The organism is Sulfurimonas sp. SWIR-19, assembly GCF_020410885.1.
GTDB lineage: Bacteria > Campylobacterota > Campylobacteria > Campylobacterales > Sulfurimonadaceae > Sulfurimonas > Sulfurimonas sediminis.
On record NZ_CP084578.1, the window covers coordinates 337,757 to 359,745 of the forward strand.

The 21,989-nt window shown below is 38.6% G+C and carries 21 protein-coding genes and 1 pseudogene; 9 read left to right on the plus strand and 13 right to left on the minus strand.

Going from position 1 to position 21,989, the window contains the following annotated elements:
* The first annotated feature begins 4 nt into the window (after window positions 1-4).
* Window positions 5-829: a YihY family inner membrane protein gene (locus tag LCX93_RS01800; RefSeq protein WP_226067681.1), complete on the plus strand. Its 825-nt coding sequence runs from the start codon at window positions 5-7 to the stop codon at window positions 827-829.
* On the opposite strand, the gene LCX93_RS01805 is transcribed toward LCX93_RS01800, so the two are convergent.
* The 6 genes from LCX93_RS01805 to LCX93_RS01830 all read right to left on the minus strand — a co-directional run bounded on the left by LCX93_RS01805 (window position 776) and on the right by LCX93_RS01830 (window position 9,561).
* Complete coding sequence (locus LCX93_RS01805) at window positions 776-2,059, minus strand: ComEC/Rec2 family competence protein (protein ID WP_226067683.1); 1,284 nt, start codon at window positions 2,057-2,059, stop codon at window positions 776-778. The genes LCX93_RS01800 and LCX93_RS01805 overlap by 54 nt on opposite strands.
* Window positions 2,060-3,505 carry a replicative DNA helicase gene (locus LCX93_RS01810; protein WP_226067685.1) on the minus strand — a complete coding sequence of 482 codons (1,446 nt, stop codon included), beginning with the start codon at window positions 3,503-3,505 and terminating at the stop codon, window positions 2,060-2,062.
* A 193-nt stretch (window positions 3,506-3,698) separates the two neighbouring features.
* The gene (ispG, locus tag LCX93_RS01815) at window positions 3,699-4,757 is read right to left on the minus strand and encodes a flavodoxin-dependent (E)-4-hydroxy-3-methylbut-2-enyl-diphosphate synthase (protein WP_226067687.1); all 1,059 of its coding nucleotides are present in this window, start codon (window positions 4,755-4,757) and stop codon (window positions 3,699-3,701) included.
* Between the two features lie 47 nt (window positions 4,758-4,804).
* Window positions 4,805-6,133 carry a DUF2202 domain-containing protein gene (locus LCX93_RS01820; RefSeq protein ID WP_226067689.1) on the minus strand — a complete coding sequence of 443 codons (1,329 nt, stop codon included), beginning with the start codon at window positions 6,131-6,133 and terminating at the stop codon, window positions 4,805-4,807.
* A gap of 83 nt (window positions 6,134-6,216) precedes the next feature.
* The gene (locus tag LCX93_RS01825) at window positions 6,217-8,187 is read right to left on the minus strand and encodes a TonB-dependent receptor (RefSeq protein ID WP_226067691.1); all 1,971 of its coding nucleotides are present in this window, start codon (window positions 8,185-8,187) and stop codon (window positions 6,217-6,219) included.
* 381 nt (window positions 8,188-8,568) lie between these two features.
* Window positions 8,569-9,561, minus strand: coding sequence for an agmatine deiminase family protein (locus LCX93_RS01830; RefSeq protein WP_226067696.1), 993 nt, complete (start codon window positions 9,559-9,561; stop codon window positions 8,569-8,571).
* A gap of 16 nt (window positions 9,562-9,577) precedes the next feature.
* Here LCX93_RS01830 and LCX93_RS01835 point away from each other — a divergent pair, with 16 nt between their 5' ends.
* Window positions 9,578-10,612 carry an alanine racemase gene (locus LCX93_RS01835; protein WP_226067698.1) on the plus strand — a complete coding sequence of 345 codons (1,035 nt, stop codon included), beginning with the start codon at window positions 9,578-9,580 and terminating at the stop codon, window positions 10,610-10,612.
* Between the two features lie 107 nt (window positions 10,613-10,719).
* On the opposite strand, the gene LCX93_RS01840 is transcribed toward LCX93_RS01835, so the two are convergent.
* The 4 genes from LCX93_RS01840 to LCX93_RS01855 form a co-directional block, all read right to left on the minus strand.
* Window positions 10,720-11,112 (minus strand): hypothetical protein, encoded by a 393-nt coding sequence (locus LCX93_RS01840; protein ID WP_226067700.1) that lies wholly within the window; start codon window positions 11,110-11,112, stop codon window positions 10,720-10,722.
* On the minus strand, window positions 11,112-11,348 hold the full coding sequence (locus LCX93_RS01845; RefSeq protein WP_226067702.1) for a PP0621 family protein: 237 nt from the start codon (window positions 11,346-11,348) through the stop codon (window positions 11,112-11,114). The genes LCX93_RS01840 and LCX93_RS01845 overlap by 1 nt, the downstream gene beginning before the upstream one ends.
* Complete coding sequence (gene rsmG / locus LCX93_RS01850; protein WP_226067710.1) at window positions 11,345-11,932, minus strand: 16S rRNA (guanine(527)-N(7))-methyltransferase RsmG; 588 nt, start codon at window positions 11,930-11,932, stop codon at window positions 11,345-11,347. Before rsmG ends, LCX93_RS01845 begins: the two co-directional genes overlap by 4 nt.
* Window positions 11,933-12,069: 137 nt before the next feature.
* The gene (locus LCX93_RS01855) at window positions 12,070-12,633 is read right to left on the minus strand and encodes a PAS domain-containing protein (RefSeq protein ID WP_226067712.1); all 564 of its coding nucleotides are present in this window, start codon (window positions 12,631-12,633) and stop codon (window positions 12,070-12,072) included.
* 111 nt (window positions 12,634-12,744) lie between these two features.
* On the opposite strand from LCX93_RS01855, the gene LCX93_RS01860 reads away from it, so the two are divergent.
* Complete coding sequence (locus LCX93_RS01860; protein WP_226067714.1) at window positions 12,745-13,188, plus strand: CZB domain-containing protein; 444 nt, start codon at window positions 12,745-12,747, stop codon at window positions 13,186-13,188.
* A gap of 3 nt (window positions 13,189-13,191) precedes the next feature.
* Here the strand turns inward: LCX93_RS01860 and ribA are convergent, their stop codons facing one another.
* The gene (gene ribA / locus LCX93_RS01865) at window positions 13,192-13,755 is read right to left on the minus strand and encodes a GTP cyclohydrolase II (RefSeq protein WP_226067723.1); all 564 of its coding nucleotides are present in this window, start codon (window positions 13,753-13,755) and stop codon (window positions 13,192-13,194) included.
* 134 nt (window positions 13,756-13,889) lie between these two features.
* Between ribA and hemB the strand changes: the two genes are divergently transcribed.
* The 5 genes from hemB to LCX93_RS01890 are packed head-to-tail and all read left to right on the plus strand — an operon-like array spanning window position 13,890 to window position 18,719.
* On the plus strand, window positions 13,890-14,864 hold the full coding sequence (gene hemB, locus LCX93_RS01870; protein WP_226067725.1) for a porphobilinogen synthase: 975 nt from the start codon (window positions 13,890-13,892) through the stop codon (window positions 14,862-14,864).
* Window positions 14,865-14,916: 52 nt separating this feature from the next.
* Window positions 14,917-15,855, plus strand: coding sequence for an ornithine carbamoyltransferase (gene argF, locus LCX93_RS01875; RefSeq protein WP_226067734.1), 939 nt, complete (start codon window positions 14,917-14,919; stop codon window positions 15,853-15,855).
* On the plus strand, window positions 15,848-16,999 hold the full coding sequence (locus LCX93_RS01880) for a 5-(carboxyamino)imidazole ribonucleotide synthase (RefSeq protein ID WP_226067737.1): 1,152 nt from the start codon (window positions 15,848-15,850) through the stop codon (window positions 16,997-16,999). The genes argF and LCX93_RS01880 overlap by 8 nt, the downstream gene beginning before the upstream one ends.
* Window positions 16,996-17,511, plus strand: coding sequence for a 5-(carboxyamino)imidazole ribonucleotide mutase (gene purE / locus LCX93_RS01885; RefSeq protein ID WP_349636702.1), 516 nt, complete (start codon window positions 16,996-16,998; stop codon window positions 17,509-17,511). The genes LCX93_RS01880 and purE overlap by 4 nt, the downstream gene beginning before the upstream one ends.
* A 20-nt stretch (window positions 17,512-17,531) precedes the next feature.
* Entirely contained in the window at window positions 17,532-18,719 is a 1,188-nt protein-coding gene (locus LCX93_RS01890; RefSeq protein ID WP_226067739.1) for a cytochrome c family protein, read from the plus strand.
* 12 nt (window positions 18,720-18,731) lie between these two features.
* Here the strand turns inward: LCX93_RS01890 and LCX93_RS01895 are convergent.
* Window positions 18,732-19,025 (minus strand): annotated as a pseudogene (locus LCX93_RS01895) (tryptophan--tRNA ligase); the annotation flags it as partial.
* A gap of 134 nt (window positions 19,026-19,159) precedes the next feature.
* Here LCX93_RS01895 and LCX93_RS01900 point away from each other — a divergent pair.
* A complete protein-coding gene (locus LCX93_RS01900) occupies window positions 19,160-20,758 on the plus strand; it encodes an IS1634 family transposase (protein ID WP_502988722.1) in 1,599 nt (532 codons plus the stop codon).
* Between the two features lie 163 nt (window positions 20,759-20,921).
* Here the strand turns inward: LCX93_RS01900 and trpS are convergent, their stop codons facing one another.
* Window positions 20,922-21,887 (minus strand): tryptophan--tRNA ligase, encoded by a 966-nt coding sequence (gene trpS / locus LCX93_RS01905; RefSeq protein WP_226067745.1) that lies wholly within the window; start codon window positions 21,885-21,887, stop codon window positions 20,922-20,924.
* Window positions 21,888-21,989 lie beyond the last annotated feature (102 nt).

Consider the following 21,989-nt stretch of genomic DNA (forward strand, 5'->3'; position numbering starts at 1 on the left):
GGTCATGAATGAGAAACTGACAAAATATATAAAACCTGTAAAAATATTTGTCAGTTCTTTTGTTGACAAAGAGTTGACGCTCTTTGCCGCGAGTCTGAGCTTTTATACGATTTTTACCATTATTCCTCTTTTGCTGATTGTGATGGCAATTTTGACTGCCTTGCCCTCTTTTGCTGATTATTATGAAAAAATTCAGGGTTTTATTTTCTCAAATCTTATGCCTGTGAACTCGGATACGGTTATGTTTCAGATAAACGGATTTTTACAAAATGCTTCTAAAATGGGAGCTATCGGATTAGTAGCAATTTTAGTCTCCTCTCTTTTGTTTTTCAAAAATTTTGAATACATTGCCAACAGAATTTTTCATGCAAAACCAAGAACTTTGTGGGAGAGCATAACGACCTACTGGACACTGCTGACGCTGACACCTATTGCGCTTGGAGTCTCTTTTTATATTACCGGTTACATCGCAACATTGATGGCTTCAAATTCTCTGACCTCTGGGCTTAATATTTTGCCTTTGGTTCCTTACATAATCATTTGGGGGCTTTTCTTTTTAATATTTCAAATTGCCGCCAATGCAAAAATAAACCCAAAAGCTTCACTCATCAGCTCTTTTATTGTCTCTGTTATTTTTAGTATCAGTAAAAATGCTTTTATATACTATGTCTTTTTGAACAAATCCTACACAACAATGTACGGCTCCTTTGCTATTTTGATGTTTTTGTTTTTGTGGATTTATGTTTCATGGATTATCTTTTTGTACGGTCTGAAACTATGCCACATTATAGATGAAATATACAAAAAGAAGCAGCGTATAGCCGAGTAGGGCATAGAGTGCTTTTTTGCTAAATACGGCTGCAAGTGAAAGTACAACCTCTATAAAGAGATAAACTTTTGCAAGTGTGTGTTGCAGGGCATGTGTGTTTACATGTAAGAGGTAAGCCAAAGGGACATCTAAAAGATTTCCCAGGCCCATTACATGTAATGCAATTGCCAAGGGGTAAAAGAGCGTAAAAAGTGTTGTCCATAAAATCGAAAGGGGATGATACAGACTGAAGTTGCCAAATATTGCCATAGAAAAAGGAAGCATCATCAAGTAAACCCAAAAGGGCAGGAGCAAAAACTGTGTAAGCTTACTGCACTCCTTGCAATGCAGTAAAAATAAAAAGATGTAAAAAACACCACTTACCGAAAGCCAAAAACCTATACTGAGCAGGAGCTTTGGAAAAAGTGCAAGTATCAAAAGCACGGTAAGCAGGAGTGTCTGCATCGAGACGATTTGCATGCCTCTGTCATACAATACAAAACCAACGACAAGCATTACATAGGCTCTCAGCAGTGAGGGCGGCGAATCTAAAAAGAGCAAATAGCCAAGCAAAACCAAACTGATAAAGAGAAAGCTGTCTCTTTTATAGCTTCTGTAGGGAAAGTATCTGTTTTGTAAAAATTTATAAGGGTATTTAAACAGAAAAAATAAAAGAGCAGCCAAAACACCCAAATGAAAACCGCTGATGGCGATGAGGTGTGAAATACCGAGGTTGGAAAACTGTGTTTGTATAGATGTTGGGAGGGGAAGGGCTAAAAACAGTGCCTTATAGAGTTTGGCAATTTCACTGTTTGTGTGTTGCGCATCTATAAACGAGGCTGTTTTTTGTTTGAGAGTAGGCTTTTCATAAATTTTAAGTATTTTACTAAAGGCAAAAAAGCCTTTGAGATACTCTTTGAAACTGATGTTTCCTGCCCACAGCTCTACATGTAAGCGTTTGTTTTGAAGATTTTGCAGATTTTTCTTTGCGACTGTATAAAAGACAAATCCGTCATCACTGCTGAGTCTTAAAACTTTATAGCTTTTTATTTTTCCATTTTTTGTCAACTTTGTTTTATTGTAGGCTTTTACAACTGTGACGTCAGAAAGTTGGGAATCAAATTTTGTGAGCTGTTTGTATTTGTAGTACTCATAAGAGAGGGAAAAACTAAGAAGCGTGAGCGCAATCCCCACAAAGAAAAAGTAATCTTTTTTTGCACTAAAAAGTGTTACTTTCTCAACGGTTTGCATTTAGATAGAGGGCATCTCTACCTGTGGCATCTCGATATTGGCTGATTTTGTATCGACATTTTCATAGACTGTCTCAACCCCCTGTGCATATCCCGGAGCATCCACAAAGCGCGTCAGCTTTTTCTGGAAGATGAGTTTGACATGCCCTGTCGGACCATTTCTCTGCTTGCCGATGATGATTTCGGCATCTTCTTCCTCTTTTTCTATGTAGGTGGAGGTAAACTCTTTTCCCTCGGCACGGGCGGCTTTTTCACGCTCTTTTTCTTCTTTGTAGAGGTAGACGTCATCACGGTAGACAAAGAGAATGATGTCGGCATCCTGCTCAATAGAACCCGACTCTCTAATATCACTCAGCATCGGACGCTTGTCATTACGGCTCTCTAATCCACGGTTGAGCTGCGAAAGGGCTACAATAGGCATTTCAAGTTCACGCGCAAGCATCTTGAGCCCACGCGAAATTTCTGAGACCTGCAGGTGTCTGTCCTGTGAGCCGATTCCCTGCATAATCTGGAGGTAGTCAATCACGGCTATTTCAATTTCGGGATGCTGGTTTTTGAGCTTTCTGAGTTTTGAGCGGAGCTGGTTGATGTTCAAACTTCCCTGGTCATCCACAAAGAGTTTTGCATCATTCATTCTGTCGATAGCCCCGTTGAGGTTGGACCACTGATCATCATTCATATCCCCCACACGAAGTTTTTGCAAAGGAATGGAGGTCTGAATGGAAAGCAGACGCAGCATCAGCTGTTCTGCCGGCATCTCAAGCGAGAAAAAAGCCACTCCTTTGCCCTGAAGTATAAGAGAATTTACGGTGTTGAGTATAAAAGAAGTTTTACCCATTGCCGGCCGAGCCGCAATGATAACAAGATCTCCTTTGCCGAATCCTGTTGTCATTTTGTTGAGCTCTTTAAAACCCGTGTCAACGCCGACAAGTACGGAGTTGCCCCGTGCCTTCATCTCTTTGATGTATTCCATCGTATCAAAGGTCATCTTTGGGGAGTCTTTGAAGTCGCTTGTCTGATTGTCTTGCGTAATTTCATAAAGCTTTTTTTCTACAATGTCGACGACTTCGGCAGAAGGCAGTTCTTCTTCTACCGTCACGCGTTTTATCTCAGTTGTGAGTGTGAGCAAATGGCGTTTGAGTGATTTGTCTTTGATCTCATCGACATAGGCTTTTGTGTTTGAAATCGGATTGGCTGAGAGAATTTCAAGTAAAACCTGTTCATCAAATTTTTTGGCCTTGATGAGCTCTTTTTTTATGAATTCTTCATCTATGGGCTGGTCTTTTTGTAAAAGGGTGAGCATAGCTTGAAATATATCCTGATGTGCCGGCAGATAAAAATCATCTTTTTTGAGTGTAACACTCAGCTCATCAAACTGGCTTGGTTCAAAAACTATAGAGCTTAAAACACTGCGTTCAAAAGCGAGGTTGTATAAATTATCTTGCATTGTGTAACTCTTTTTGTAAATTTATTAAAAATTTTTTCTAAAAAATCTTTTTGAGAAGTTTCAATAGCCAAATCTATATCACTCTCTTGCCTTTGATGTTTTTAGAGTACTATTTTAGCATAATTTTTTACAAAGGGCGTTTGACCTGTTACGTCGAGCATGTCTTAAAATCGAGGGTACAGGGTTATTTGTACTATGCCCTCTCCGCCATATTTTCCACTTCACTCACAAATCTGTCCACAAGTTCTTTCTCGTCAAGGTTGGCGACGACTTCGCCTTTTACCATGACGAGACCTTTGCCTTTGCCGTAGGCTATGGCGACATCGGCATGTTTTGCTTCGCCTATAGCATTGACGACACAGCCCATGACACTGACATCAAGGGGTGTTTTTATGTGGGCTGTTCTTTTTTCTATCTCTGCAACTGCACTTACCAAGTCGGCTTCGATGCGTCCGCAGGTCGGGCATGAGATGATGTTGAGTCCCTCTTTTGCCACGCCGCTGTCTTTTAAAATGGCGCGGCCGACTTTTATCTCCTCTTCAAGTTCTCCGGTAATGGAGACACGCATCGTATCGCCGATGCCCTCAAGTAAAAGTGTTCCCAGGCCTATGGCACTTTTAACGGTAGCATGAAAAATGGTTCCGGCTTCTGTGACACCCAAATGAAACGGATAATTGTTTTTAGGACGCAGCATTCTGTAGGCTTCGACGGTTCTTTGCACATCGCTTGCCTTGAGTGAGATTTTGATGTCATCAAAACCTAAATCTTCAAGATATTTGATGTTGTACTCAGCCGAGGCAACCATGGCTTCAGCGGTAGGGCCGTATCTGTCATCAAACTCTTTTTCGAGGCTTCCTGCATTGACGCCGATGCGAATAGGCAAGTTTCGTTCCTGACAGGCTTTGACTATCTCTTTTATTTTTGTTTTATCTCCGATGTTTCCGGGATTAAAACGGATGCAGTCGACAGATTCGGCTGCTATGAGAGCAAGTTTATAGTTGAAATGAATATCGGCAACCAGAGGCAGTGAAATCTGCTGCTTTATGGCTTTGAGAGCAAGGGCATCTTCCATGTCAGGCACAGCCACACGGACAATGTCCGCTCCTGCAAAATGCAAACGGTTAATCTGCTCAACAGTTGCTGCAACATTGTGTGTGTCGGAGTAGGTCATAGACTGCACAGAGATAGGTGCATCACCACCGACGGCTACATCACCGACAAATATTTTTTTGGTTGGGTATCTTTTTATCATGGTTGGATTTTAGCCCTTTTTAGGTAAAAAAGGGCTTAGGAAATTTTTTACTGTCGTCCGTACTGATGACCGTTTCGTGTTGTTGCAGTGGTGTTTTGTGGATACTCCGGATGATTGTATTCTTCACCAATGACCGCACATCCTTCTGTAACACCCATATTTTTCAGTGCCGAGTCAAATGCCCAGTAGTGTGTGTAGCTGCCGTCTCTTAAAAATTCAAACACGGTGACAACATCGCTTGCATTTGAATCCTCTGCAATGGCGATATCTTCATCAAGATCATTGATATCTGTTACTTCTACCATACATCCGACTTCAAGGGCATCTTGGGGTGACTGTTTTCCTTTTGCCACGAGTGTGTCATACAGATCCTGGATCGCCTGAATGTTGTATTGTCCTGCAGGTAAATCATTTATATTTATATCCAAATAGCTTAGATTTGCATCAGGAAGGTTTTGCGCTGCATCTATGTTGCTAAAATCATCCAAAGAGGTAATATATTTTTTGATTAAAAGCTGCATATCTGTTGCATGTACTGTTTCTGAGTTTGTTGCGATATTGTAGAGTGTTTTAATTTCAGTTCCACTCGCAAGGTGGTAGTTGTAGAGTGTCATATACACATCGTAAGCCAAGCGTTCCTCATTTCCCATATATGCCAGGGTGTCTTTTGCCTCTTGTGTAAGAGCAGAAGCAGGTGAAAGCAGTGCCTGTGTTACTGCTGATGTTGCCTGTGTTTGCATTGTATCAGTATCTGCAATACCGTTTCCATGTGCCTGCACAGGAAGAACGTGGTTTGCCATAGAATCTGTTACACTCTCTACATAATCAACTGTTTGTAAAAGGTGTTGTTCGGCAGTCTCTGGATCAAGAAGTGAGATATTCAAATCTGTAGCGATAGCGTCAAGATTATCTGCTGTGAGTTTTTCATGTGCTCTTTGATGAAGCTGCTCTCGTACCTGTGTTTGAATACGAATACCGTCATTTGGATTGTAGTTATCATCACATGATTGTAAAAGTTGTGCAATTGCAAGTACTTGGCTGTTATTGATATCTGTTCTGTTTACACCTGCCAAATCCTGAGGAAAAACCATAGTATCTTGCGGAAGTATCGAGATTGTTCCAAGCTCAAGTGTTTCAATACTGAATGTTACAGGCAATGTGCTACATGTAAAGGAACCGTTTTCATCAGTTACACCTGTTGTACCGTCCGCACATGTATAATTGACATCTGCAACAAAACTGTCAACAAGTTGTCCGCTTGTTGTTAAAGATGTGACCGGAGCTGTGCTGTCACTTGTAGAACCACAGCCACTTAAGAGAAGTGTTGCCGTAACAGTTGATATACCGAGAAGCGTTTTTAAATATTTTGCTTGCATTATACAATCCTTTTTTTTGTTAGTTTTGCAGAAGTATAATATAGAAGTGTTAGCGCAGTGTTAGTACCTCAAAGAGGAGGTACCTAGAATTTGAAATCCAAATTTGTGTAGATGTAGCGTCCCGGTTCGTTTAAGAGTAATTTATCTCCACTGCCTGTGGTGACAAGCGTTAAATCTACATAAGTATTACTTTGTGCGTATGTTTTATTCAACATATTGTTGACACCAAGCGTAAAATCAAACTTTTTATTCACAGCATGTTTTATTTTTGCATTGAGAACTGCCCAACCTGCCAAAACCTGTTCACCGTTTTCATCATCTATTGTACTCCAGCGTTTACGCATTTTTGTATCTATTGTCGCCACAGAATTGTTTGTATATTCATAATTAAGAGCAATGGTTCCTTCTAAGGGTACAATGTCTGCCAAATTTGTATTTGTTTGTCCGCTGAGGGCATTATCTTTTTTCCCGCGTTTGTATGATGCACCTACATCCAGAGTTATATCATCATTAATGTAGTAAGAACCGCTGAATTCTGCCCCGTAAACAGTAGCATCTGTATTTTCAAATATATTGGATGTTTTATTGGCATTTATGTAGATGTAGTTATGCAGTTTTGAATAAAATCCTTTGAGTTTTAAGCGAAACAAATCATTGTCCGTTTCAAATCCTGCATCTACTTCTCTGTTTCGTGTCTGATCAAGTGTCGGTGTTCCAAGGAGTCCGCCTTTTAGAAAGTAAAGTTCCCGTCCGTCAGGAACACGGTATGCCTGCCCAATGCCAAAAAAGAACTTATTTTGTGTATTAAGCGCGTAAGTTGTATAGATATTTGCGCCGAGGCCGTTATAAGTGTTTGCCTGATGTGCACTGTTGTCATCTCTTACACTGGAATGGTCATATCTTGCACCAAGCTTTACATGTAAGCTGCCATATGACTTTTCAACTCTTGTAAAAAGTGCCGAATTTTTTGTGAGGGCATGGTCAATGCTGTTACCTAAAACAGTGCCCGAAACATTGTTGATATATTCGCCTCTCCATGTACGTCTGCTTCCGTCAAGTCCTACAAGTAGTTTGTATGAGTTCAAATCAAAACTGTTTTTTAGTTTGATCCCCTGCATTGTCGTCCACATATGGTTTGTCTTGTTGTTTGCCGCTGTGAGGGCTGCATTCCTATACTCTGTACTCATAGGATGGTCAACATCAGAATAGTAATATTCGAGATTGATATTTTTGTACATGTCAGATATATTGTTGATGTTATAAGAAACACTGTAGATGTTAGAATCATCATAAACAGCATCCATCGGAGAGTTTGGATACATTACAGTATCGCTGCGGTTTGCCGTGACACTCAGGCGGAGCTCCTGGTTTTTAGCAGTACTTATAAAGGCTTTTGCCATCATAGATGTTTTTTTATAGGCTTGCATATCCTCATACTGTAACTGGTATTGATTGCCAAAAGGAGCTTTTTTCTTAACCTGCTGTGCCAATGTGTCCCCATTTCCGTCATGGTACTGGTCACTTGACTGTGTGGAAGCTGTTACTAAAACTCTGATGAGGTCATTGCCTCCGCTTGCAGTTGCTCCAAATTTTTTATAGTTCCATGCACCAAAACCCAGATTGATTTGCCCCTGTAAATCTTGTGTCGGTTTTTTTGTCGTGATTTTCACTCCACCGCTAAGGTTACCGTAAGTGCTAACATCATAAGGTCCTTCTATGACTTCAATAGTATTAATCTGACTGGCAAGGATGTGTGAAACAGGCGGATCCATTCTGTTTGGACAGGCTCCATAGATTTTTGTGCCGTCAACTTCTACGGAAATATTGTCGCGTTTTTGTCCGCGGATGAAGATGTCATTGGCAATACCGCTTCTGCGGCTCATGTCTATACTTGGAACTGAAGTGCTGAGTGCTTGTGCGACATCAGCAGAAACCTGCGCATTTTGTGCGACTTCGGTGAGTGTTGTGGCTTCTACACTGATTGGTGCAAGTTCAATTTCTGAGGCATACAAAGAGGAGAAGACTAACAGGGAGAGTGTAATTGTTTTTTTCATGGTGTATCCTTTTTAAATATATATTTTAAAGAATAATTTTAAGAAATTATTTAATTTATGATACAAAAAGAAGTGTTACAAAAGTGTTAATTTTTTGCTAAAATTGCAGTATGAGTACAAAAGAAAAAATAAAACGGACAATTTTAATAGCAGCGGGGTTTGGTCTGGCGACCTATTTGATTATGAGCGGGATGGCGATGTTGCAGTAAAGGCTTTGTCTTACAAAGATGGCTTGCATGACATACAGCCCGCACTAAAGTACGGGTTCCGAAATATCCAGGAATCGGTACTTCAGTGCCGACTAAGGCATTTGGGTTTTGTGAAGCAGTTTCTCGGAATCGGTACTTCAGTGCCGACTAAAGTGTTTGGGTTTTGAAGAGCTTATAGTGAAAAATTCATAGTCACACAGTGAAGTGAACCGTGTTGACGGATTAAGACAGAACAGTCAATGGCTGCAATCTCTTTATCCGGAAATGCCTGTTTGAAAATCTTCAGAGCTTCTTGGTCTTGGGCAACTCCATAGACAGGAACCAAAACAGCCCCGTTGACAAAAAGAAAATTGGCATAGGTTGCCGGCAGTCTTTCGCCTTCAAAGTATATTGCATCACACATCGGCAGGGCAATAAGTCGGAAATTATGTTCTTTGGCTAGCATCTGCAACTCTTCTTCCATCCGTTTGAGTGCCTTGTAATGTTCATCGTTTGTATCTTTACATGTAACATACATAATGGTGTTTTCATCTATAAATCTTGCAAGTGTATCTATATGGGAATCTGTATCGTCTCCCGCCAGGTAGCCGTGATGCAGATATAAAATCTGCTCTGCACCGAAAAACTCTTGGAGTTTTTTTGTAATTTCTTTGGCAGTGAATTGGGGATTGCGGTTTTTGTTGTGCATACATGCAGCGGTCGTTAAAACTGTCCCTGCACCGTTACTCTCAACTGCACCGCCCTCAAGAACAAAGTCAATTGTTTCAACCTTGCATGGCAGGTATTTGTGTGCAATGTTTTGTGTCATAAGATTGTCTTTTTTTGCATCAAACTTGTTGCCCCAGCCGTTAAAAGTAAAGTCAAGCAAGGTGGTTTTGCCTGCTTTTGCAACACATAAAGCACAACAGTCTCTTGCCCAGGTGTCATCTGTCATATACTCTACAAATTCAAGATTATCTGTATCTGAAAAATGTTTTTTTACCGCATCAGTGTCATGGCTGACAACAAGGCATTTTTGATATTTTCTGATGGCATTGATGATGTTGACAAAGGTGTTTTGGGCTTCTTCAAGGTAGTCTGCCCAGTCTGTATCTGCATGGGGAAATATAATTTGCGTAAAACTTTGTTCTTCAAATTCGGCGATTAGCCTTTTTTTCTCTTTCATGGTGTATAATTCTCCTATGGCTTACATCACATTAGATAAAAATCATTTTTTTCATAATCTTGACATTATTACCAAACTAACTAAAACAAAAGATAAAACAGCACTGGTTTTAAAAGATAATGCCTACGGACACGGACTTTTGCAAATCGCACAGATGGCAAAAGAGTACGGCATCACAAAAGCAGTGGTTCGCACAGATGAAGAAGCAAAACAGATAGAAGATTTTTTTGAATATATTTTGGTTTTGGCAGATTTTGCACAGGAGTCAAATGAAAAAATACGATACACGATTAATGATTTGCAGGCGATTAACAAGTTTGCAAAAAACACAAAAGTAGAACTGAAAGTAGATACGGGAATGTGTCGTAACGGTATTGTGATGTCTGAACTCGAAGAAGCCTTTGTGTTATGTGCAAAACAAGGACTCAGACTTGAAGCTGTTTTTACACACCACTCCTCTGCTGATGAAGAGAATGAGTATTTTGATTTGCAAAACAAAAATTTTCAACAGGTGAAAAAAGAGGCAAGGGCTTTGGCAAAAAAATATGCTTTTGACTCTTTACGCTTTCACTCATGTAATTCAGCCGCACTCTTTCGCACAAATGATTTTGATGAAGATATGGCACGTGTAGGCATCGCAGCCTATGGCTGTTTGGAATTGCCGAATGCTTTACATGTAAAAGGCTTACATGTAAAGAAGTTGGCACCTGTTTTGTCTGTATATGCAAAAAAGATCTCTTCAAGAAGGCTTCAAAAAGGAGACTGTGTCGGTTATGGAGCAGCATATGAGACAGAGTTTACATGTAAGGTGTCTAATTATGATTTTGGGTATGGTGACGGATTTCTACGAAGCTGTTCGCATACTTATGTGACACCGGAGGGTATAAAAATAGCAGGGAGAATCTCTATGGATAATGCTTCATTCCTTACATGTAAAGAGGAGATTCTTATCTTTAACGATGCAAGAGAGGCTGCCAGGTATGCAGGGACAATCAGTTATGAAATGCTGACATCTCTTAAGGGATATCTTGTGAGAAAAGTTGTCAGTTAGATAATTTTTTATAAACCAGGCTTTAGTGTTCAAGGCGCATAGCCCGGACTGAAGTCCGCGTTCCCAAAGAGATGCTTGGCTTAATGGCATTGAATTCTTAACATAGTTTATGAAGCTATTTTTACAATCGCCTCTGTAAATACAACACCATCTATGCCTAAAAGAGCCATCTCTTCTATTTCATCTTCATTCTCTATATGTACTAATATCTTTGCATCAAAAAGATAGTTTTCAGCAATTTTTTGAGCAGTTTTTGCCAGTTTTTGCTCTACATGGATATAACCTGCACCCAGGGCAGAAGCATAAATGAGCTCTGTGACATCTTGAACTTTGAGTGCGAATTTTATAGAATTTTGATTGAGGTATTCAATAATATCAAGATTTTTCTCCTCAAATTCCAGGTAAATTATTGACGCAGGAGGTGTTTGAACAATTGCGTCTGTATCAGACACATGATAAAATTTTTCACTCTTTATAAATCTATGGCCAAATAAAAGCATTATTTCCCCTTTTCTAAACATTCGCGAGAGCAGTAGTATTTTCCGTTACTGAGAATACACTCTTGTATTTCTGCATAAACACCACAGCTTGCACACTCCACCATTTCATCGGCATCAGGCTTTACAGAGTCTTTTTTCGTGTTCTTTTTTGTAACTTTTACATCTGGTTTTGTCTTGAAAAACAGAAAGTAAACCGCAGCAATAACTGCTCCGATTATAAGTATCTTCAGTATCATAATTCTTCTCCTAGAAGCAAATAGTGTCTGTTTTTTGTTTCAATTATTTTATGTTTAATACCAATATCGGTTTCAATTTCATCAAAAACTTTTTCACCTTTGTAAAAAAGCAGCTTTGAATGAACATCCCGAAAGTTTTTACTGAGAGATAAAAGCATTTTTGTGTCTGTGACGGCACGTGATGTGATAAGATCAAATACTTTGGGCTGCATCTCTTCAACCCGTTTTTTTACGACTTTTACATTGTCAAGTCCCAAATCAGCCTTGACAAACTGCAAAAAACTTGCCCGTTTTGTCAAAGGTTCGACAAGTGTTACCTCTGTGTGTGGCAGTGCAAATGCCAAAATCATTCCCGGAAATCCGGCACCGGTACCTATATCCAGCAGAGAGTCTACTTTTGGTAAAAAGCTCACAGGAAAGACCGCATCATAAATGAACTCATTTATAGTCTGCTCACTTTTTGCACCTGTAAGATTATGAATTTTATTCCATTTAAAGAGATGCTCTTTATATTTTTGTATGTTTTGAAAAAAATTATTTGGTAACTCTATTTTGTCATGAGTCAGTGTTGTTTTTAAATCCAATAAAATATCCTTTAAAAAGGATATTTTATCTGAATATTATTTAATAGAATGTAAATTACAGGAATTCAGAATTTAGAGGTGCCCTTCACCGCCATTAAGTTAAGCATTTAATTTAATGGTATTGGAAGTGCCCTTTATTATGAAAATATTTTTTTCATAGCTGTAAAGAAAATTTTAAACAGACCTTTGTTTCCAACGAGGTCATCAATAAACTCGTCATAAGTGATTTGTTTTTCTTCAAAAAATCCTCTTAAGTATTTTTCACTTGCTTCCATCCCTCCTTCTTGCTCGATCTCAAGCAGTTTTGCATAAATCGGTTCCATTGTGTCAATTGCTTTTTGCGGAGCAGCTTTTCTGTATGCCGTATGAGAGATGATTTTGTTTGTAATAGGATCTATTTTTGGTTCAAACTCTGTGACAACCCAGTAGTAGCTTCCGTCTTTGGCAAGGTTTTTGACAACAGCTATGATGTTTTTTGCTTCGTTTATTCTGTCCCACATCATTTTAAAGACTACTTTTGGCATGTCTGGATGCCGTATAATACTGTGGGGTTTTCCTATGAGTTCAGATTCAGTGTATCCGGATATTTCCACAAAATAATCATTGCCGTATTCGATGATTCCTTTGGGATCTGTCTTTGAAACGATATATTTTTTTGGATTTAATTTAATTTGGTTGTTAATTGGTTCTGGATGTTTCAAGTTACATTCCTTTCTTAAGTTTTGACAAATTATATAATGATTTTTCTTAAATAGATGAATAAATTTAGAAATTTTATGTAATAATACAGGTACTTTATAAGGTGAAACAATATGACGAAAGAAAAAACAATAGATGCGATGGAACATGCCCGTGAGGCACATATAGAGCAAATGACAAAAATAAAGTTTTTGATTGAAGGCAAGAATATTGACAGTTTAACACCTGTGTCGAAAATGAAGTGTGAATTTGGGAAATGGTTTTATGATGATACCCAAAAAATAAAAAGTGTTTTGGGTGTTCAGTTTTATGAAAGTTTAGACAGGATACATGAAGAGTGGCATATACAGTATGCCAAAATCCATACTATATTTATGGGTGCAAAAGAGGAAGGTTTTTTTTCCAAACTGTTTAAAACACATAAGGTCGATGATTTGGAACTCGAAAAGGCAAAAGTATATTATAAAGATCTTGAAGAGATTACAAAAGATCTGTTGAGACTTCTTGAGACAAGCAAAAGAAGAGTGCAGGCTCTGAGCGCATCAAAGTTTTCCTGATATTTATAAAAGATGTCCCATTCCGTCACGCTTGACATCAAGGTAGCCTTCATTATGCTTGTTCGGTTTCATAATGATGGGGATTCTTTCAACAATTTCAACACCGCTGATCGAGTTGACTTTGTCAGGATTGTTGGTCAACAGTTTTATTTTTCTGATATTGTAATGATGCAAAATAAAAGTGACGACTTCATAGGTACGCTCATCTGCAGCAAAACCGAGTTGATGGTTGGCTTCTATGGTATTGAGTCCTTTGTCCTGCAGGGCATAGGCGTTGATTTTGTTTAAAAGTCCTATGTTTCTGCCCTCTTGCCGAAGATAGATTACCATTCCGCCGGTTTCGTCAGCCATTTGCAAACCATACTCAAGCTGGTCACGGCAGTCACATTTTAAACTGCCTATGGCATCCCCGGTAAGACACTCCGAGTGAACACGTACTATCGGCACTTCAGCCAACTCTTTTGCACAAATAACAAGATGCTCTTTCTGCCCTTGTTTAAAAGCCTGTACATTGAAATCACCGAATCTTGAGGGCAAATCTGCCACATCAGATATTTTTATTTGCATATATGCTGTCCTGTACAATTTTGGAAGTTAATTTTGCAGGCATTATAGTTAGATTATGATTAGAATTATATTATATGAATAAATTTAATCTTTAAAAGGGTAAAATAGCCTCTTTAAAATATAAAGGGTCAAAAATGTTTCAAAGATTTCGCAGAACCAGACTTAACAGGCATCTTCGTGCGCTTGTAAGAGAAACACATGTAACTGTAGATGATTTTATATATCCGCTTTTTATTCGCAGCGGAGAGAATATTAAAACAGAAGTAGCATCCATGCCGGGTGTTTATCAGATGAGTATTGATGAGGCTGTAAAAGAGTGTACAGTGCTTAAAGATTTAGGTTTATATTCTATCATTCTTTTTGGTATTCCTGATGTTAAAGATTCCATAGGCAGTGATGCTTTGTGTGAACACGGGATTATTGCTTCAGCAGTGCGGGAGATAAAAAAAGCACATCCTGATATGTTTGTTGTCACAGATTTGTGTTTTTGTGAATATACCGATCACGGGCATTGCGGCATAATTGATGATGAGCGTGAGACAGTTGATAATGATGCCACTTTGGAGATCTCCGGACAGCAGGCAATTATACATGCTAAAGCAGGTGCAGATATGATAGCACCTTCGGGTATGATGGATGGTATCATTGAAACATTGCGTACGTACCTTGACAGAGCAGGGTTTAACGATTTACCGATAATGGCATACTCTACAAAATTTGCAAGCGGATATTACGGACCGTTTCGCGATGTGGCTGAATCAACTCCTAGTTTTGGTGACCGCTCTTCGTACCAGATGGATCCTGCAAACCGTCGTGAAGCGATAGCTGAGAGCATAAGCGATGAAAAACAGGGGGCTGATATTTTGATGGTAAAGCCTGCTTTGGCATATTTGGACATTGTACGAGAGATAAAAGACAACACTTCTCTTCCGATGGCTGTTTATAATGTAAGCGGTGAGTATGCCATGCTGAAATTTGCCGGCATGAACAATTTGATAGATTATGAACGTGTGGTGATGGAGACGATGATAGCATTTAAGCGTGCAGGTGCTGATATAATTATCTCATATCACGCAAAAGAAGTAGCACAAATGCTCAAAAATCGCTAATTTAAAGAAAAGTATATTAAAATAGCTGATAAACAAAAAAGAGGAAGAAACTGTGAGACATTTTTTAACACTCAAAGATTTTACCAAAGAAGAGATTTTAGAAATTATAGATATCGGCCTGAAAATAAAAAAAGAGCTCAAAGCGGGTATTTACAATAAAGAATTAGAGATGCAGACACTTGCTATGATCTTTGAAAAGAGTTCAACAAGAACGCGTGTAAGTTTTGAAACAGGAATGTTTCAGCTTGGGGGGCATGCGCTTTTTCTCTCTAGCCGTGATATTCATTTGGGACGGGGAGAACCTGTAAAAGATACGGCAAGAGTCATTTCGAGTATGTGTGATATGGTAATGATACGCACATATGAGCATTCTATGATTGAAGAGTTCGCTTCTTATTCAAAAGTACCGGTTATTAACGGACTTACTGATACCTATCATCCCGTGCAGCTTTTGGCTGATTATATGACGATGATTGAATTTGGAGTTGCCGAAAATGCAATTGTTGCCTACGTCGGTGACGGAAACAATATGACAAACTCATGGTTGATGCTTGCTGCAAAACTGGGTTTTGAATTACGTATTGCAACACCAAAAGGGTATGAAGTGGATAGTAAGGTTCTTCGAAATGCTTTGGATATAGCAAAAGAGAGCGGTGCGATTATCAGGGTGATGAATGATCCAAAAGAGGCAGTACGAGGGGCTACAATTGTCACAACAGATACATGGGCTTCAATGGGACAAGAGGATGAAAAAGAACAGCGAATCAAAGATTTTAAAGGCTTTATGGTTGACGGACTGATGATGTGTCTTGCGCAAAAAGATGCAAAATTTTTACACTGTCTGCCGGCCTATCGCGGGCAGGAAGTAAGCGAAGAGTTGCTTGAAGACAATGCGGATATAGTGTTTGCAGAGGCTGAGAACAGACTGCATGCACAAAAAGGGCTTATGGTCTGGCTTGACAGACAAAGGCAACTGCTGACAAATGGATAAAAATTTTAACTACTCAAATTTGAAACTCGGAATTATTGGAGGCGGACAACTGGGCAGAATCATGTCTCACAAAGCAAAAAAGATGGGCTTTCATGTAACGATACTTGACCCAACATTTAACTGTCCCGCAGCACAGGTTTCAGACAAGCATATCCTTGGTGGATTTTATGACAAAGAGAAGCTTGAACAGTTAGTACAAGAGACAGATGTGACAACTTTTGAATTGGAACATGTAGAGACCTCTATACTTAAAGAGCTGTTTGATCACGGACATATTATTCACCCCTCTCCTTATATTATCGAACTCATTCAAAATAAATATGAGCAAAAAAAGTTGCTTGACAAAAAAGGTGTTCCTGTTCCTGCCTATAAAGATGTGAAGAAAGAGGAAGATTTGGCTGCCTTTGGATTTCCTGTTATCCAAAAAGCAAAGATGGGCGGTTATGACGGAAAGGGTGTACAAATGCTCAAAACAAAAGCAGATGTCAAAAATGCACTCCAGACCGAATCGTTTATCGAAGAGCTTGTAGATATAGACAAGGAGCTGGCCGTAATCGTCGCAAGAAATATTGAAGGCCAGATAAAATGCTACCCTGTGGTTGAAATGCTTTTTGATGAGAGGGTGAACATTTGTGACATTGTGATGGCTCCTGCAAAAATCTCAAAAGAAACTGCAGACAAATCAAGAGAAATTTCTATTGAAGCCATCAAAGCCTTAGACGGTGTCGGAATTTTTGCTGTTGAATTGTTTCTGACAAAAAAAGGCGAGATTTTGGTCAATGAAATAGCACCGCGTCCTCATAATTCGGGGCACTATACAGTCGAAGCCTGTGCAACATCACAGTTTGAACAGATTATTCGGGCCGTTACAAACCTGCCTTTGGGCTCTACCAAGCTTATTTCTCCGGCTGTTATGATTAATTTGCTCGGAGAAGAAGGGTACGAGGGAGAACCTTTTATAGAAGGGATTCATGATGCATTGGAGATTCCGGAGCTCTCTTTTCATTTTTACGGAAAAACATTTACGAAACCATATAGAAAGATGGGACATGTAACAATCCTGGATGATGATATTGATCAGGCACTGCAAAAAGCGATGCAGGCAAAAGATATTCTAAAAATAAAAGGAAGTAAAAAGATATGAGTAAAGCATTGGTTGGAATTATTATGGGGAGTGACTCGGATTTACCGGTTATGAGTGCTGCTATTGAGATATGTGAAGCATTTGGTGTTGTCTGTGAAGTTGATATTGTCTCCGCACACCGCACACCGCAAAAACTTGTAGAGTATGCACAAACAGCACAGGCAAGAGGTTTGCGTGTCATTATCGCCGGAGCCGGTGGAGCTGCACATCTGCCGGGTATGATTGCCGCGCTGAGTGTCTTGCCTGTTATTGGTGTGCCGGTGAGAAGTTCTGCGCTTGATGGAATGGATTCACTTCTTTCTATCGTGCAAATGCCGGGAGGCGTTCCAGTGGCTACAGTAGCTATTAACGGTGCCAAAAATGCAGGAATTCTTGCAGCGCAGATTATCGGAACAGGAGATGAATCCCTGCAACAAAAGATTGCCGAGTATAAAACTGCAATGAAAGATGAGGTAGACAAAAAGTCAGAAAAACTGGCAAAAATGAAGTACAAAAAGTACTTGAACCAATAGCAGACAAGGATTTTATTCAGATGAAATTTTTTCTTTTTTTACTTATTTTTTTTAGTTCTCTTTTTGGGGCAAAAGCAGTCGAAGTCGGTAAACGGTTTGAAAGTTCTGAAAATTGTAAAGTCTGTCACAGGCGTATAGTGGAAGAGTGGAGTAATTCATGGCATGCAAAAAGTCATTTTGAAAAAGATGAGTATTTTAAGAAAAGTCTTGAGTATGTCAGCCGTAAAACAAGAAAAAGTTTAAATGCTGTAAAAATTCAGTGTGCTACCTGTCATAACCCTCGAATCAGTGTAACAAAAACAGATGAAGATTATGAAATTGCTGCTGTTATGGGATTGACAGATGAAGATGATCCTGTCAACAGAGCAGTAAATTCAAAGGTTATCAGTGAGGGAATCAACTGTGTTGTTTGTCACAATATAGATAAAATACATGATGAATATGACAAATCAAGACGAGGAATCAACAGAGTGGAGTGGACTCCGTCGGGTGTTATGACGGGACCTTTTAAAGATGCCAAATCGCCTTATCATAAAATAGTCTCACATGAGTTTATGCGTTCAAATCCAAATAAACTCTGTTTTGTGTGCCATGCAAATGACAGAAGTGTAAAAGGCGTGGTTTTTACAGATATGGAGAGTGAGTATGTCGGGAAGCAGACCTGTGTTTCTTGTCATATGGGTCCCAAACAAAAGGGTGTTGCCGCAACATATAGAATGTATAACGGGAAAGCAAAAATGCGAATGGTAAGAAATCATGGGTTTAGAGGGGCACATACAGCAGCTTTATGGAAAGATGCATTGAGGCTGGAACTGAAAAAACAAAAAAACAGACTGCTCATAAAAATTAAAAATCCCCAACCGCACAACATCCCGAGCGGTTTTGGTTCAAGAGAAATTTTAGTGGAAGTTGTGTATAAAAAAGCCAATGCAACTGTTGGTCAAAAAACCATTTCTCTTACACGACACTATATAAGAAAACATAAAAAAGTCGGTATTGCACATCTCGCACGCAAGCAAAGTAAAGATACAAGCATAAAGGCACATGGTGAGAAAACAATACGTTTGCCAATGGTTACTGGGGCAGAGAGTGTTGAAGTGACATTGTATTATCGTCTGGTAAACGATGAGGTCCGCAGTTTGCTGGATTTGAAAGAACCGATTTGGTCGAAAAAGAACTTTATTGCTAAAAGTTCTTTACGACTTTGATAAAATACTTTTTTAGTATTTTATCCCTGTTACTGTTCTGACTTTGTCTATAGTCGGAGCTACAATCTCTTTTGCTTTGTGCGCACCCTGGAGGAGTATTTCTCTCACTTCGTCTTGGTGGGCGGCATAATATTCTCTTTTTTCTCTGTAGGGCCTGAAATATTCCCAGATAATATCATGCAGATAGAGTTTGAAGTGTCCGTGTCCTTCACCGCCTTTTTTATACCTTTGCTGGAGTTCTTTGCATTCATTTTCATTTAAAAAGAGTTTTGCCATATTGTACACATTACAGTTTTCATACTCTTTCCTGACTTTCTCATTTCAATAAAAAATCTAATTTTTTAAAAACACGAATCCCTTATTTTAGGGATTTAAAAGCCATTAAAATCTAAAAAGTGTGTGTCCGGGCTTCATAAATTTGTTACAATTTGCCTATGAGTTTGCATATTCGCCAAAAGAAAAACAGTAGTGGAACTATCAGTATTCAAATCATAGACAGGACTCATCGGCAATATAAGGTAGTAGAGACTATTGCCTGTGTCAAAAATGATGATGAAAAAAGAATCTATCTTGAGATAGCACAAAAACGATTAGAAGAATTAAACAAAGAACTCTATCCAACACTCTTTGACACTATAAAAGATGATGACAAGCAAAATAATTTAGAGTTTATTTCATTGGCAAACAGAGATGTAACACCTATAGGTGATGAACTTATTTATGGCAAAATATTCAAATATTTAGGATGCGATAAAATCGCTTTAGATTTTCAAAAGATGCAGCTTTTTAAATCGCTTGTTATATCAAGAATACTCTATCCTGGCAGTAAGCTCTACCTTATAGATTATCTTGAATATTTTAAAAAAGAAAAGATTGATAAAAACAGAATCTACCGCTTTCTAGATACTATCTACCAAGAGGAGATAAAACAACAAATAGAGCAGTGCGTGTTTGAGCATACCAAAAAAATAATGCAAGGTGCTATCACGGTAACCTTTTATGATGTAACAACATTATACTTTGAGAGTGAGAGCGAAGATGACTTAAGACGCATAGGATTTTCCAAAGAGGGAAAACTTGCCCGTCCCCAAATACTGCTGGGATTGTTTACAACCTTAGAGGGGCATCCACTGAGCTTTGAGCTATATGAGGGAAATAAATATGAAGGGCATACTCTTGTTGATATACTGCAAAAATTCCAAACAAGATTTCATCTCAAAAACAAACCAATCGTTGTAGCTGACAGAGGAATGCTTACACATGCAAATATAGCTTTTTTAGAAAATAATGGCTACAAATATATCCTTGCCTATAAGATCAAAAATATTGACAATAATCTCAAAGAACGTATTGCAAATTTAACCTTTCTTGATAATGGAACTATTCATACAATAGAGATTGAAAAAGAGATACCCTATAAAGATGAAAATGATAAAAAACAAATACTCCACATCAAACAAAAGCTTATTCTCTCTTACTCTACCAAACGGGCCAAAAAAGATAAAAGAACAAGAGAAAAAGCATTAGAAAAAATCAAAGCAAAACTCTCAAAGAAAAATATCACCAAGAGTGACTTAAAACTCTCATACTATGCAAAATATTTGGATATTGATGATAAATGCAATATCAAATACAAACTCAATCCAGACAGAGTAATGCAAGATGAGAGACTTGATGGTATTAAAGGGTTTGCAACAAATGATTTTACACTCTCAGCCAATGATGTTATAGCACACTATCAGAATCAATATGATGTTGAGAAGGCATTTAGAATATCAAAGACAGATTTGCGCATAAGACCTATATATCATAGAATTGAAGAGAGGATAAAGGCGCATGTTCTTATTTCGTTTGTATCGTATGCTGTCTATAAAGAGTTTGAGAGAAGGTTGAAATTAGGCAATGTAAAATTTAATTTTTCTCAAAAACTGCTCCGCGATATTATTAAACATATGTTTGCTCTCAATGTCAAGGGGAAGTTCTATACTTTATCGTTTGATGAGATACAGCAAAAGGTTTATGATGCAATCAACACTTAAAAAATGTGTGTCCATATGAGAAAGTCAGGAGAGTGTTGAAGTGACATTGTATTATCGTCTGGTAAACGATGAGGTCCGCAGTTTGCTGGATTTGAAAGAACCGATTTGGTCGAAAAAGAACTTTATTGCTAAAAGTTCTTTACGACTTTGATAAAATACTTTTTTAGTATTTTATCCCTGTTACTGTTCTGACTTTGTCTATAGTCGGAGCTACAATCTCTTTTGCTTTGTGCGCACCCTGGAGGAGTATTTCTCTCACTTCGTCTTGGTGGGCGGCATAATATTCTCTTTTTTCTCTGTAGGGCCTGAAATATTCCCAGATAATATCATGCAGATAGAGTTTGAAGTGTCCGTGTCCTTCACCGCCTTTTTTATACCTTTGCTGGAGTTCTTTGCATTCATTTTCATTTAAAAAGAGTTTTGCCATATTGTACACATTACAGTTTTCATACTCTTTTGGTTCTTCCATAGGTACCGCTTCGGTAACAATTTTTTTGATTGTTTTGAGCTGTTTTTTCTCTTTACCAAATATATTGACAGTGTTGTTATAGCTTTTGGACATTTTCTGTCCGTCGGTTCCCGGAACTGTAGCAACATCTGCTTCTATTTTATATTCCGGAAGTTTAAATATATCGCCATATTCGTTGTTGAATTTTATGGCGATGTCGCGTGCAATCTCAACATGCTGGATCTGATCTTTTCCTACCGGTATAATATCAGGCTGATAGAGCAAAATATCGGCAGCCATTAAAACAGGATAGGAAAAGAGCGAATGGTTTGCGGCTATGCCTTTGGCTGTTTTATCTTTATAGCTGTGGGCACGCTCAAGCAGCCCCATAGGCGTAAAAGAAGAAAGAACCCAGTAAAGTTCCAGAACTTCTTTTACATCAGACTGTACCCAAAAAGTTGATTTTTGCGGGTCTATGCCCAGTGCCAAAAAATCTGTTGCCGACTGCATAGTCAGTTCTGCCAGTCTTTTGCCGTCTTTTACACTTGTCTGTGCATGGTAGTTTGCTATAAATGCAAAAGTGTCATTCTCTTTTTGCGCATCGACCATTTGTTTAATAGAACCAAAATAGTTTCCTATATGTAAATCACCTGAGGGTTGAATACCGGTTAAAACTCTCATTATACAATTCCTGATTTTTTAAGGCGTATTATACCCATCTCAGCTTTATTTTGCTATGATATAATTAAATATAACCAAGTCTTATGACTTTAAATTAAAGGA